Below are 13,167 nucleotides of genomic sequence, written 5' to 3' on the forward strand. Positions count from 1 at the left end.
GGTTGATTATCAAGCGATTAATCGGCGTGGCGGCATGAAAAACGCCCGCAGGGCGCGGGCGTTGGTCAGTTAAGTTAGCAAGCGCTTACTTTATTCGTCTTCTTCATCGCGCAGCGGCACGATCAGCATATCGATGTGCACGGTATTGATCAGCTGGCGCGCGGAAGACATCAACTTGCTCCAGAAGTCCTGATGGTGGCCGCACAGCACCAGGTCCATATCGTATTTCTTGATGGCGTCCACCAGCACCTGCGCCAGATCGCCGCTGCCGCTCAGGGTCTCGGTGATCGGGTAGCCGGCGTTTTGCGACAGCTCGGTCAGCGCCTGATGGGTTTCTTCAGAGATGCGTTTTTGCATGTCGCCGAGATTGACGTCGATAAGGCCGGTATAGAGGTCGGAATAGTTGACATCGACGTGGATCAGAGAAACTTTGGCGTTATACGGCCGCGCCATAGAGACGGCTTTTTCTACCAGGATCTTGCTTTCCGGGGATAGGTCTACCGCGATCAATATGTGTTTGTAAGCCATAAGAATACTCCTTCCATAAACATGCCGATTAAAAAGGGTTAGCAGGCGTTCCGTGTACCCGCCTGGCGCTGTTGGTTCCATAGTATCATTCGGATAACGCAATGATATGTTGGGGCGATCACACTGCGCCGCATCGAAAATCTCTGCGCACGATACCTTTTGTTGTACACCCGCGCGGCGTAAAAGCCTATGGGTTATGCGGGTTTTAACGGTCTGACCGCTTGAATTATAAGCGTTATTAAACAAAGTATAGCGCTAAATGTGCAATCAGCGCTCCAGATGCGGCTGCAGCAGGCTTTCAAACCACTCATGAAACACCGCCAGGCGCCTTGAGCGCTGGCGGCGATGGGGGTAGATCAGGGCGATCGGCATGGAGGCGGCGCGGTAACCGGGTAGGACTTCCACCAGTTCACCGACGTCGAGCAGGTGTTGTACGTCGTAGCGCGGGATTTGCATCAGCCCCAGCCCGGCGCGGCAGCAGGCGATATAGCTTTCGGCGTTGTTGACCACCACCCGGCTGGGCAGTTCGAGCCGTTGCGTATGGCCGTCGCCGGTCAGGTATTCCCAGGGGGATTCGCGGCCGGTCCTGGGCGAGGCGTAGCCGATGCTCCAGTGCCCCTCGGCAAGATCGCCGGGGTGGAGCGGATGACCGAATTCGCTCAGGTAGGCGGGGCTGGCGCAGTTGATCAGCGCGATATGGCCGAGCGGGCGCATCACCAGGCTGCTGTCGTGCAGATCGCCGACGCGCACCGCGCAGTCGACCCCCTCCTGCACCAGATCGATGGCGCGATCGGCGGAGCCGAGCACCAGCTGCAGGTGGGGATGCCGCCGCAGCAAGCCGGGCAGCGCCGGCGCGATCAGCCGGCGGGCGATGCGGCTCGGCACGTCGACGCTGAGCCGTCCGGAGGCCTGCCGTTGGCTGGCCTGAAATGACTGATCGATGTCTTCCACTTCGGCCAGCAGCGGGCGCAGCCGCTCGAGCAGCTGTTCGCCGTCGGCGGTCAGCCGCACCTGCCGCGTGGTGCGGTGCAGCAGGCGCACGCCCAGCTGCGTTTCCAATTGCTGCACGGCGGCGGAGACCGAGGCGCGCGGCACCTCCAGCGCATGGGCCGCCCGGATAAAGCTGCCCATTTCCGCCACCTGTACGAATACGCGGTATTGATTGAATCTGTCCATCTCGCTGATCTGCTGTTCCTTGGCGCCGTTTCTGACAGTAGAGTGTAGCCGCATGGCGCGGTTGCGCGCGAGCAGGTGCGGGGGCGATAGGTGCCCCCGCCGGGTTCATTTGGTGGTGTAGCCACCGTTGATCAGGATGGTTTGGCCGGTTACCCACCAGCCGTCGCTGACCAGATGGCGGATGAACGGCACCACGTCTTCGATATCGGTCAGGCCGGTTTTGCTGAACGGCGACAGCGCCGCCGCCGTCTTGTGGTAGGCCACGGCGTCCGCACCCTCTGCCGGGTAGAAGAACGGGGTATCCATCGGGCCGGGGCCGACCGCCGTCACGGAGATGCCGCGCTCGCCGAACTCCTTGGCGGCGGCGCGGGTGAAGTGCTCCACCGGCGCTTTGGTGCCGGCGTAAGCGGCGTAGAACGGCGTGAAGGCGCCGAGCAGCGAGGTGACCAGCGTGCAGATTTTACCGTTGTCGTTAAGGTGCTTGCCCGCCTCTTTCAGGAAGAAGAACGCGGTTTTGGCGTTGACCGCCGTCATCTCGTCGTACTCGGCTTCGCTGATGTCGATCATCGGCTTTTTCAACACCTTGCCGACGGTATTGATGGCGATATCCGGCTTGCCGACGGCGGCGACCGCATCGGCGAACAGCTTCTCGACCGCGCCCGCGGTGGTCAGATCGGCCTGCAGCGCGACACCTTGCGCCCCGGCGGCCTGAATGGCGGCGACGGTTTTTTCCGCTTCGGCTTTGGAAGCGGCGCTGTTGTAGTGGATCACCACCGCTTTGGCGCCTTGTTCAGCCAAATCGCGCGCGATCAGCCCGCCGAGGTTTTTGGCGCCGCCGGCGATGAGGACGGTTTTTCCCTTGATTGAATGGTTTGCCATAACAGTTTCCTTGGATGAGCGTAACGGAAACCTGAGTCTAGCCAGCGTGGGGGAAAGATCAGCGGCGTGGCGCGGGATAGACTATCCAGAAAAGCGACATAATCGAAACGGACGGTTATCGCTTATAACGCCCCGGCAGGTGACTTTTCGCTACAGGGCGGTAAATTTTATCCACTGCTCAGGCCAGTTTGCGTTTCATTAACCTACAATGATGGATATGGGCCTCATCATTTCTCCTCTGAGTAGAACCATGCCGTGCAAATCTCATCGTGCGGTGCGGCAACGTCTTCGGAGGCGGTGGGTTATGGGCGTGGTCCGTGCAGGCAAAAAAGGGGATGAGAGCGGTAAGCTCCAGCAGAGTATCGGGTAATGAGGTAGGGCGGTTGGACCCGGCGGATGGCCGCGGATAACAACGCCTTGAGGGGGCAATCATGATCAGTACCGTCGCGCTGTTTTGGGCCTTGTGTGTGGTGTGTGTGGTAAACATGGTGCGGTATTACTCTTCTTTGCGCGCGCTGCTGGTGGTATTGCGCGGCTGTGACCCGTTGCTGTACCAATACGTCGACGGCGGCGGCTTCTTCACCGCCCACGGCCAACCCAGCAAGCAGCTGAGGCTGGTGCGCTATATCTTTGCGCAGCGCTATGTCGAACACCACGATCCGGAGTTTATTCGCCGCTGTGAGCGGGTGCGCGGGCAGTTTATGCTGACCTCGGCCCTGTGCGGCCTGGTGGTCATCTGCCTGATAGCGATGATGATTTGGTATTAATGCCTTTCTGTTTCCCTTGATGCAGGCAAAAAAAAGGCGGCCCTGCGGCCGCCTTCCTCATGATGCTTATCGCTTAGATCAGCTTCAACGCAATCCAATACAGCGCACCGGAAAGCAGAATCGAGATTGGCAGGGTCAGTACCCAGGCCAACAGGATGTTCTTCACGGTTTTGCTCTGCACGCCGCCGCCGTCCACGATCATCGTCCCGGCAACCGCCGAAGAGAGGACGTGGGTGGTGGAGACCGGCATGCCGGTATAGCTCGCCACGCCGATCGACAGCGCCGCGGTCATCTGGGCCGATACGCCCTGGGCGTAGGTCATGCCTTTCTTGCCGATCTTCTCGCCGATGGTGGTGGCCACGCGTTTCCAGCCCACCATGGTACCGAGCGACAGCGCCAGCGCGACGGCGACGATGATCCACATCGGCGCGTACTCGACGGTCTGCAGCAGATCCTGACGCAGGTTCTTCAGGAAGCGCTGGTCGGCGGATGAGGTTTCCGGCAGCTTGGCGACTTTATCCGCCGTGTCGGTCACGCACATCAGCAGGCGGCGCAGGTGGCTGCGCTGGTCAACCGTCAGCTGATCGTAGCTTTGCAGGTTGGTCAACATGCCCTGAGCCAGCTCGATCGCCGGCATGGCGCGCGAACTGTCACAGTGGAACTCGGCCGGTTTGCCAGACGCAGCTTCGTCATCCGGGCTTGGCACCAGCGGCGTCAGCGACACCGCATGCGACAGCGCGTCGCCGTGCTGCTGGTAATATTGCTGCAGGTGGGTCACGGCGTCACGCGTACGGGTGATGTCATAACCGGTTGCATTCATATTGACCACGAAGCCGGCCGGCGCAACGCCGATCAACACCAGCATGATAAGGCCGATGCCTTTCTGGCCGTCGTTGGCGCCGTGCGAGAAGCTGACGCCAATCGCCGACAGGATCAGCGCGATACGGGTCCAGAACGGCGGCTTGCGTTTGCCGTCGACCTTTTCACGTTCCGCAGGGGTCATGTGGATACGCTGGCGTTTCTTGGTGCCACTCCAATAGCGGCGCAAGGCGAACACCATCACTCCCGCCACCATCATGCCGACCAGCGGCGAGAACAGCAGAGAAAGGAAAATGCCAATCATTTTCGGGACGTTAAGCGCATCCACCACCGAAGTGTGGGTCATCAGGGCGTTGGTTAAACCGACACCGATGATTGCGCCTATCAGCGTATGGGAACTGGAGGCCGGCAGACCGAAATACCAGGTGCCGAGGTTCCAGATGATTGCCGCCAACAGCATGGAGAAGACCATGGCTAATCCGTGTGCTGAACTGACGTTCAACAACAGATCGGTAGGCAGCAAGTGGACGATGGCGTAAGCAACACTCAAACCGCCGAGCATTACGCCAAGAAAGTTGAACAAACCTGCCATCACGACCGCAAGTTGCGAGCGCATGGCGCGGGTATAAATAACTGTAGCGACCGCATTGGCCGTATCATGAAAACCGTTGATGGCTTCATAAAACAACACGAACAACAATGCGAGAATTAACATCAGGCCGGTATGGAAATCCAGGCCAGCGAACAAATGCAGCATAAGCGTTACGCCAGTTTGTGGACATGAACGCCGCGCATTATCAGTGACAACCGGGGCCGGGGAAAAGGAAAATATGACGTTTTTTTGATTTGGACATGACGAAACGATGACGCGCCTATAACAAAAATATTGAATATCAACGCGTTATTCTCCTCTGACCTCTGTAATATTTTCTTACTGTGGCGTTGGCGGCGCCGGGGCTTTACAATCTGCCGCCGTGAATTTGGCGGTGACCGGCGGCGAAACGGCGTAATATGGCGCTCTTTTGTCGCGATTGTGGTTTTGATAAGTGAGGCTCAGGTGGAACAGTTTGATGTCGTAGTGATTGGGGCGGGTGCCGCCGGCATGTTTTGCGCCGCGCAGGCGGGGCAACTCGGTTGCCGCGTGTTGCTGCTCGACAACGGCAAAAAACCGGGCCGCAAGATCCTGATGTCCGGCGGCGGGCGCTGCAACTTTACCAACATGTACGCCGAACCGGCGGCCTATCTGTCGAACAACCCGCACTTCTGCAAGTCGGCGCTGGCGCGCTACACCCAGTGGGACTTCATCGATCTGATCAACCGCTACGGCATCGCCTACCATGAAAAAACGCTGGGGCAGCTGTTCTGCGACGATTCGGCGCAGCAGGTGGTGGATCTGCTGGTCAAAGAGTGCGAGCTGGGCCAGGTGACGATGCGCCTGCGCAGCGAAGTGCTGGGCGTGGAGAAAACCGAGAACGGCTACCAGCTGGCGCTCAATGGCGAAAAAGTAAGTGCCCGCTCACTTGTGGTGGCCAGCGGCGGATTATCCATGCCGGGGTTGGGCGCCTCGCCGTTCGGTTACAAACTGGCGGAGCAGTTCGGCCTCAGGGTGCTGCCGACGCGCGCCGGGCTGGTGCCTTTTACCCTGCATAAGCCGCTGCTGGAGCATGTGCAGACGCTGTCCGGCGTGTCGGTGCCGGCGGTGATCACCGCCGAGAACGGCGTCAGCTTCCGTGAAAGCATCCTGTTTACCCATCGCGGTCTCTCCGGCCCGGCGGTATTGCAGCTGTCCAGCTACTGGCAACCGGGTGAGTATGTGAGCGTTAACTTACTTCCTGAGCTGGATCTGGCGGGCTTCCTGGATAACCAACGCCAAGAGCACCCGAACCAAAGCCTGAAAAACACCCTGGCGCTGCATTTGCCGAAGCGGCTGGTGGAGTGCTTGCAGACCCTGGGACAACTGCCGGAGGCGACGCTGAAGCAGCTGAATGCGCCGCAACAAGCGGCGCTGGTGGATCTGTTGCAGAACTGGCGCGTGCAGCCGAACGGCACCGAAGGCTACCGCACGGCGGAAGTGACGCTCGGCGGCGTCGACACCAACGAACTTTCTTCCAAGACGATGGAGGCCCACAAGGTGGCGGGGCTCTATTTCATCGGCGAAGTGGTGGACGTGACCGGGTGGTTGGGTGGCTACAACTTCCAGTGGGCCTGGAGTTCGGCCTGGGCCTGCGCCCAGGCGCTGGCGGCGCAGGGGCGTTAAAACCCGCTCAGCCTTGACACGTGCCGGGTCACATTGGCCCGGCCTTGAGCTGATTCATTAATTTCATTTTAGTGTTGCCGTCGAGAAAACTCGCCTCCAGCGCCTGTCGGTTGCTGCGGTTAAAATCGTCATCCTGCCAGCCGAAGGCGTCATGCAACAGCTGGTACTCCTTGTTCAGCGTGGTGTCGGCGACGGTGCGCGCATCGGTATTCACGTTCAGCCGCACTCCCATCCTTTTCAGCCGATCTATCGGATGATCGTCGATGCTGTCGAACAGATTGCAGACGAGATTGCAGCTGGGGCAGATCTCGAGCAGGACGCCGGTGGCTATCAGACGCTCGATAAGGGCAGCATCCTCGATGCTCCTGACGCCGTGGCCGATGCGCGACACCTGTAGCTGCTCCAGCGTTTCCCGTACGCTGTCGGCGCCCTTCGCCTCGCCGGCGTGGGCGATGACGTTGCCGCCGGCTTCGCGCACCGCCCGAAAGGCCGCTACGTGATTGGCCAGCGGGTAACGCGCTTCATCGGCGGCCAAATCCAGCGCCACCACGCCGCTTCCCTGATAATCGATAACCAGTTTCGCCGTTTGCAGGCTGGCGGCCGCGTCGAAATGTCGCAGCGTACACAGGATCAGCCCGGCGGCGATGCCGTAAGCCCGTGATGCGTGATGCATGGCCGCCAGCACCGTCTCGACCACCGCTTCGCCGGTTAATCCCAGCCGGGTATGCAGCAGCGGCGCGAAGCGCAGCTCGGCATAGATGACATTATCCGCCGCCAACTGCGCGAATAAGTCCTCGACGGCCAGCGTTATCGCCTGGCGTGTCTGTAATAGATCTATTTGCGGCGCTATCTTGCTTAAAAAGTTCCCCAGATCGGCGCATCGCTTCGGCGCGATAAATTGCCGATTAAATGCCGCTCTGGTTATTTGCGGGTCGACCTTTTTGACATAGTGGTAGCTTAAACAGGTATCCAAATGGACGTGTAATTCCACCTTGTTTAATTTGCTCGGATCGAAGGTCATGGCGGCCACCTATTTCATTCGCGGTGAGATAACAGCGAGAACAGTTTTTCTTTAAACAGGCCGGGTTTAATGCGGGTAATTACGCGCGCATTGGCCGGTTTGCCGGTCAGGTGGGTGGAATCGATGACGTAATGGCCGTAAGACCCTTCACTTTTATATTCAACCCAGGAATACGCCTCCAGACTGGTCTCGACGATGTCCGGGTAGAGCGCCACCGCCATGGTGGTCGGATCGGGTAAATCAAACCCTATACGCTCGGTGCGCCCGGCGTTAAACGCCATCAGCGTGCGGTTGCAGCGCACGGCAAAGCGCCCCAGCTCGCTGAGATCATTCAATCGAGCTATATCGCGTTGGTCGATAAACGCTTCCCCCATGCCGATCTCCCAGCCAACGAGGGTGAGCGGCAGCCCGGCAGTGAGCACCAGATGCGCGGCCTCGGCATCGGCGTAAAAATTAAATTCGGCCAGCGGGGTGATATTGCCGGGCATCAGCCCGGAACCGCCCATCACATAAACCCTCTTCACTTTTTCGGCCAGCGTGGGCGCTTTCAGCACCGCCATCGCGAGATTGGTCAACGGCCCGAGGGTGACGATTTCCAGCTCGCCATTGAGCCGTGCGGCGCAGTCGATGATGGCGTCCACGGCATGAACGGGTTCGGCGCTCTGGCGCGGATCGGGCAAGGCCATGTCGCCCATGCCGTCTTCGCCGTGAATATGGTGCGAATGATAACGCGTTCGCAAAAGCGGTTTCGCCATGCCGGCATAAACCGGGGGCGCATAGGTTCCCGCTTTTTCCACGCAGATAAGTGCATTTTTGACGCACTGTTCAAGCGGGCAGTTTCCCGCGACGGTGGTGATCGCTTCCACCTTCACGTCGGGTGCGCGCAACGCCATCAGCAGCGCGACGGCATCGTCGGAAGCAGTATCGGTATCTATCAAAATATGTCGCATGGCCATCTCCTCGGGTGGGCTATGCGGAGAAAGTACCCAGACGACCTAAGGCAAAAAAGGTCAGATGTCCTTTTTCGTTCTGAAGCGCGTCGGCTATGCTGAACGCAGTCGAAAGCGAGGATGTAAGACGGTTAAGGATGAGCCCTGGGAGTGAATCGCCTTGAAAACGGTCGGTGACAGCAAGCTAAAAGAAGCTTTTATCGACGCTCACGATCTGCGAACGGCGCTTTCGCCCACGCTGCTCGCCGCACTGCGCCTGGTCAGCGTCGAAGCCGGCGAATACCTGGTGACGCAAAGCGATCGTTTGACCCACCTGTTTTTTCTCGTGCAGGGAAAATTGCAGGTTGAGAATTTTGATGTGAATGGCGCGCACATTGTCTTTTCCTTCGAAACGGATTTCTCGGTGATTGGCGATCTGGAGCTGTTCTCCCAGGCGCAGCGCACGCTGTTCAGCACCGTGCAGGCGGTGACCGACGCGCTGCTCCTCGCGGCACCGATAGAGGCCATCAACAATCACGCCCTGAGCGACCCGGCGTTCCTCACCTTTATCTGCCGGCAATTGAGCAATAAGCTGCTGAATGCCTCTTTGCTGCATGCGAACGGCGTTTTTACGGCGGAGTATAAATTGCGAAAATTTTTATTATTCAAGATAAAGAACGAAGGGGAATTGATTGAGCTGGAAAACCGGGAGGCGCTGGCGGCGAGATTGGGCATCTCCGTCAGACAGCTGAGCCGCGCGCTGGCGCAGCTCGCGGCGGACGGCATCATTCAATTTAAAAACAAATCACTGCGGGTGACGGATCGCCAGCGGCTGTCCGACATCAACGGGAGCGCCAGGATCTAGCCGATCGCCGGCCCCTTCAATTCCACGCGATTGCCGTCCGGATCGCTGAAATAAATGGACGGGCCGTCGCCTTCAGCGCCATAGCGCGATTCGGCGGGATCAACGCCGATCCCCTGCGATCGCAGATAGGCCAACAGCTCGTCCTCGTTGAAAGGATCGATGCGCAGGCAGATGTGATCGACATTTTGCCGGTGAGGATCGGGCGCCGTGCCGCCTTTTTTCCCCAACACGCCGTTAATATCCACCAGATCGATCATGGCCGCTCCGGCGCGCAGGTGCATCAGCCCCAAATCCGGCCGCTGTTTGGCGATATCACAGCCGACGATCCGGGTATAAAAATGCAGGCTTTTCTGCATATCGCGCACGCGCAGCACCACATGGTCGATAGTCTTCAGGCTGAAAGGGCGCACGGCCATCTCCTCAAACGGAAGTCTCCTTTACAGCATAAACGGCGCTGGCGGATTTATCCTGCTCCAGAGCTAAAGCAAAAAAATGGCCGATGGTTTTCACCATCGGCCGTAAGCGTGAGGAGTGTTCACGCATTAACGCGGGAAGTTGCCGCTCAGCGCATGCAGGCCATCCTGGTAGATGCCATGGAACAGGGCGACGGCTTCGTCGTCGCTGATATTGACCGGCGTGAAGCTGCCCGACCATTCCACGCGCGCCACGTTGGCGTCGTCGGTGGCGTGTACCGACAGGGTGGACAGGTAATTCACCACCGGGAACGGCGCCTGCATGATGGAGTAGCTGTAGCTGCGTTGACGGTTGTCGAACGCTTCCAGCCGCTCGATAACGGTGCCGCCGTCAGAGGTCGTCAAAGTGCGCACGCGGCCGCCTTCAGAAACGACGCTTTTCGGAATGAACGGCAGCCAGTCAGGCAGGGCGTCGAAGCCGCCGATCAGTTGCCATACGGTGTCGGCGGATGCCGGGATGTTCATAGATACGGATGTAGTAGCCATTTTCTTTCTCTCTTGATATCGGTTTAGGGTACGGAATTACATTGCCAGGGTGTCGACGACGCCGCCGTCGACGCGCAGCGCCGCGCCGGTAGTGGCCGAAGACAGCGGAGACGCAAGGTAAACGGCCAGGTTGGCCACTTCATCGACGTCCGCCGCGCGTTGAATGATGGAGCTTGGGCGTTCGGTTTTAACGAACTCGTCGGCCTGATCGCGCGCGCTGCGCCCGGATTTGGCCGCCGCTTCCGCCAGCATCTCCTGCAGGCCTTCGGTAAAGGTTGGCCCTGGCAGGATGGCGTTGACCGTCACGCCGGTGCCGGCGAGGCGCTTCGCCAGGCCGTGAGATACCGCCAGGTTGGCGCTTTTGGTCACGCCGTAGTTGATCATATCCGCCGGGATGGCGACGCCGGATTCGGACGACACGAAAATAATGCGTCCCCAGCCCTGTTCGGTCATGCTCTGCGCGTAGTGGCGCGCCAGACGCACGCCCGAGAGGACGTTGACGTTATAGAAGTGCATCCACTCGCTGTCGGGCACGGTAAAGAAGTCTTTATCGTTGAAAATACCGAGGTTGTTGACCAGCACGTCGGCTTTAGGCTCCGCGGCGAACAGGGTTGCAGCCCCTTGTTCGGTGCCGAGATCGGCGACCACGCCGCGTACCTGCGCGCCGGGCACGTTGGCGCTGATGTCGGCGATGGCGTTATCGACCCCGGCTTTCTGACGGCCGACGATCACCACGGTGGCGCCCGTTTTGGCAAGCCCGCGCGCGATGCCGAGACCGATGCCGGAGGTGGAGCCGCTGACGACGGCGACTTTGCCTGAAAGATCCAGTTTCATCATGTATATCACTCTGTCATGTGGGTAATGGGGCCGGGGGCCGGCCCCATAAAACTTAACGAATCGGCAGCGGCGCGTTGTCGGCCACCAGTTTCTGACGGCGCATCTCCGCCCAGAACTCAGCCGGGATCACTGCATCCAGCGCAGCCAGATCTTCGGCCATGCGGCCAGGACGGCTCGAACCGGGGATCACGGCGGCGACGGCCGGGTTAGCCAGCGCGAATTGCAGCGCAGCGGCTTTGACGTCTACCTGGAAGCGAGCGGCGATCTCTTTGATTTTCGCGACTTGCTGGCGAATAGCCGGGGACGCTTTCTGATATTCGAAATGTTCGCCGCCGGCCAGCACGCCGGAGCTGTATGGGCCGCCGACGACGATATCGACATTCTGTTCCAGCGCTTCCGGCATCAGGCGTTGCAGGGCGCGTTCGTGATCCAGCAGGCTGTAGCGGCCGGCCAGCAGGAAGGCATCCGGTTTCGGCTCATCAAGCGCCAGCGTCAGTTCGCAAGGCTCGACGCGGTTGACCCCGAGGCCCCAGGCTTTGATCACGCCTTCGTCACGCAGGCGGGACAGTGCGCGGAAGGCGCCGGTACGGGCGATATTGAACTGTTCCAGCCAGCTGTCGCCATAGAAATCCTGAGCGACGTCGTGGATCCAGACGATATCCAGACGATCGGTTTTAAGACGCTTCAGGCTGTGTTCAATGGAGCGAAGCGTGCCGTCTTCCGAGTAGTCGTTCAGGATCTTGTTTTTCAAACCGTGTTCGAACAGGCCGCCTTTCTCACCCAGATCGCGGGCGGCGGGATCTTCCATTTCGTCCAGCATGATGCGGCCCACTTTGGTGCTCAGCACGAACTCATCGCGTGGGTACTGAGAGAGCGCTTCGCCCATGCGAATTTCCGACAGGCCGGAACCGTAAAGCGGTGCGGTGTCGAAGTAGCGGATGCCCAAGTCCCAGGCGCTGGTTACGGTAGCCAGCGCTTCTTCTTCTGGAATGGCGCGGAACATATTGCCGAGCGGCGCGCCGCCCAAACCGATCTTGCCGGGTAAAATATTTTTGATGCTCATGGTGAATCCTCAATACGTTATCTTTTCAGGGAAACTAGTGGGGCTCATACAGCGTCTGCCCCGTCACGAGGCTAAAGATAACTTGGCAAGTTGTGACTTGATAGGACATAATTTGTCTAAGTTAAGTCCTTTGAGGTCTCACGTGATCGATTTACGTCAGTTGAAATACTTTGTGGCGGTGGCGGAAGAAGAGCACGTCGGCCGCGCCGCCGAACGGCTGCACATTTCCCAGTCACCGCTGAGCCGGCAGATTTCCCAGCTTGAGGAACGTCTGGGTTTGATGCTGTTCGAGCGCAATCAGCAGCGCATCCGTCTGACCGCCGACGGCCAGACGTTTCTGGCCGAAACCCGCGCGCTGTTGACGCACGCCACCCGGCTCGAGTCGCTTGGGCGCCGTCTGGGGCGCGGGGAAGACGGCGGGCTGTGCATTGGCTATATCGAAAATGCGATGCACTCCGGCGTCTTGTCGAACGCATTGCGGTCGCTGCGGGTTTCCCGGCCGGATGTGCACATCGTGCTTTACAGCCAGCCTTCTTTCATACAGCTGGAAGGGCTGCGGCAGCGCAGCCTGGACGTGGCGCTGGTCAATACGGTGCCGGATCGCGCGGATCCGGATTTTGAATATACGCAGGTGCTGGACGATCGCATGCTGTTGGCCTTGCCGCAGGCCCATCCGCTGGCGGAGCGAGAGACGCTGCTGCCGGCGGATCTCACCGATCAGGCCTGGATTTCGGTGCTGCACAAGGAGGATGCCCATTCGCGCGACGACTTCGTGGCGGCCTGCGTGAAGGCCGGGTTCGATCCGGATATCCGGCTGGAGGCGGGCGAGCCGCTGACCGCGCTGGGGCTGGTCGCCGCCGGGTTGGGGATGACGTTGATCCAGCACAGCCTGCGGCATAACGCGCCGCAAGGCGTAGTGCTGCGCGAACTGCCCTGGATGCAATACACCACGCAGCTGTGGGCCGTGTGGCACAAGGCCAACCTGCGCCCGCTGGTCACCCATTTCCGCGAAGTGATGTCGGCCGGGCCGGCCTGCCACTGACTGCGCGGCGGTGTCCGGCCCGGAT

General features: G+C 59.6%; 14 protein-coding genes. 4 read left to right on the plus strand and 10 right to left on the minus strand.

The genetic code is table 11. From position 1 onward, the window contains the following. Positions 1–90: 90 nt before the first annotated feature. The 3 genes from uspA to ACMGF7_RS08910 all read right to left on the minus strand — a co-directional run bounded on the left by uspA (position 91) and on the right by ACMGF7_RS08910 (position 2,583). The gene (gene uspA / locus ACMGF7_RS08900; RefSeq protein WP_004930988.1) at positions 91–528 is read right to left on the minus strand and encodes a universal stress protein UspA; all 438 of its coding nucleotides are present in this window, start codon (positions 526–528) and stop codon (positions 91–93) included. Positions 529–795: 267 nt separating this feature from the next. Further along, entirely contained in the window at positions 796–1,704 is a 909-nt protein-coding gene (locus ACMGF7_RS08905) for a LysR family transcriptional regulator (RefSeq protein WP_197800626.1), read from the minus strand. A 105-nt stretch (positions 1,705–1,809) separates the two neighbouring features. Next, positions 1,810–2,583: an SDR family oxidoreductase gene (locus ACMGF7_RS08910; protein ID WP_049240471.1), complete on the minus strand. Its 774-nt coding sequence runs from the start codon at positions 2,581–2,583 to the stop codon at positions 1,810–1,812. Between the two features lie 431 nt (positions 2,584–3,014). On the opposite strand from ACMGF7_RS08910, the gene uspB reads away from it, so the two are divergent. Next, the gene (gene uspB, locus ACMGF7_RS08915; RefSeq protein WP_004930978.1) at positions 3,015–3,350 is read left to right on the plus strand and encodes a universal stress protein UspB; all 336 of its coding nucleotides are present in this window, start codon (positions 3,015–3,017) and stop codon (positions 3,348–3,350) included. 73 nt (positions 3,351–3,423) lie between these two features. Here uspB and pitA read toward each other — a convergent pair whose 3' ends face one another. Then, the gene (gene pitA / locus ACMGF7_RS08920) at positions 3,424–4,926 is read right to left on the minus strand and encodes an inorganic phosphate transporter PitA (RefSeq protein WP_015379362.1); all 1,503 of its coding nucleotides are present in this window, start codon (positions 4,924–4,926) and stop codon (positions 3,424–3,426) included. 300 nt (positions 4,927–5,226) lie between these two features. On the opposite strand from pitA, the gene ACMGF7_RS08925 reads away from it, so the two are divergent. Further along, positions 5,227–6,426 carry an NAD(P)/FAD-dependent oxidoreductase gene (locus ACMGF7_RS08925; protein ID WP_049240473.1) on the plus strand — a complete coding sequence of 400 codons (1,200 nt, stop codon included), beginning with the start codon at positions 5,227–5,229 and terminating at the stop codon, positions 6,424–6,426. A 28-nt stretch (positions 6,427–6,454) separates the two neighbouring features. Here the strand turns inward: ACMGF7_RS08925 and add are convergent, their stop codons facing one another. Together add and ACMGF7_RS08935 are read right to left on the minus strand one after the other, a co-directional pair. Further along, the gene (gene add, locus ACMGF7_RS08930; RefSeq protein ID WP_197763982.1) at positions 6,455–7,447 is read right to left on the minus strand and encodes an adenosine deaminase; all 993 of its coding nucleotides are present in this window, start codon (positions 7,445–7,447) and stop codon (positions 6,455–6,457) included. Between the two features lie 14 nt (positions 7,448–7,461). Continuing rightward, positions 7,462–8,397, minus strand: coding sequence for a nucleoside hydrolase (locus ACMGF7_RS08935; protein WP_197800628.1), 936 nt, complete (start codon positions 8,395–8,397; stop codon positions 7,462–7,464). A 160-nt stretch (positions 8,398–8,557) separates the two neighbouring features. Here ACMGF7_RS08935 and ACMGF7_RS08940 point away from each other — a divergent pair, with 160 nt between their 5' ends. After that, positions 8,558–9,241 (plus strand): Crp/Fnr family transcriptional regulator, encoded by a 684-nt coding sequence (locus ACMGF7_RS08940; protein ID WP_021505201.1) that lies wholly within the window; start codon positions 8,558–8,560, stop codon positions 9,239–9,241. Here the strand turns inward: ACMGF7_RS08940 and ACMGF7_RS08945 are convergent. The 4 genes from ACMGF7_RS08945 to ACMGF7_RS08960 all read right to left on the minus strand — a co-directional run bounded on the left by ACMGF7_RS08945 (position 9,238) and on the right by ACMGF7_RS08960 (position 12,100). Continuing rightward, positions 9,238–9,657 carry a VOC family protein gene (locus ACMGF7_RS08945; RefSeq protein WP_004930960.1) on the minus strand — a complete coding sequence of 140 codons (420 nt, stop codon included), beginning with the start codon at positions 9,655–9,657 and terminating at the stop codon, positions 9,238–9,240. The two genes, ACMGF7_RS08940 and ACMGF7_RS08945, sit on opposite strands and share 4 nt — an antisense overlap. Before the next feature lie 126 nt (positions 9,658–9,783). Next, positions 9,784–10,200, minus strand: a complete 417-nt coding sequence (locus tag ACMGF7_RS08950) for an SRPBCC family protein (protein WP_049240480.1) — start codon at positions 10,198–10,200, stop codon at positions 9,784–9,786. Between the two features lie 36 nt (positions 10,201–10,236). After that, positions 10,237–11,034: an SDR family NAD(P)-dependent oxidoreductase gene (locus ACMGF7_RS08955; RefSeq protein WP_004930955.1), complete on the minus strand. Its 798-nt coding sequence runs from the start codon at positions 11,032–11,034 to the stop codon at positions 10,237–10,239. Positions 11,035–11,089: 55 nt separating this feature from the next. Continuing rightward, a complete protein-coding gene (locus ACMGF7_RS08960; protein ID WP_015379355.1) occupies positions 11,090–12,100 on the minus strand; it encodes an aldo/keto reductase in 1,011 nt (336 codons plus the stop codon). A 142-nt stretch (positions 12,101–12,242) separates the two neighbouring features. On the opposite strand from ACMGF7_RS08960, the gene ACMGF7_RS08965 reads away from it, so the two are divergent. Beyond that, positions 12,243–13,142, plus strand: a complete 900-nt coding sequence (locus tag ACMGF7_RS08965) for a LysR substrate-binding domain-containing protein (RefSeq protein ID WP_004930950.1) — start codon at positions 12,243–12,245, stop codon at positions 13,140–13,142. The last annotated feature ends 25 nt before the right edge of the window (positions 13,143–13,167 follow it).

Source organism: Serratia sp. BNK-17, from assembly GCF_048684935.1.
Lineage (GTDB): Bacteria > Pseudomonadota > Gammaproteobacteria > Enterobacterales > Enterobacteriaceae > Serratia > Serratia nematodiphila.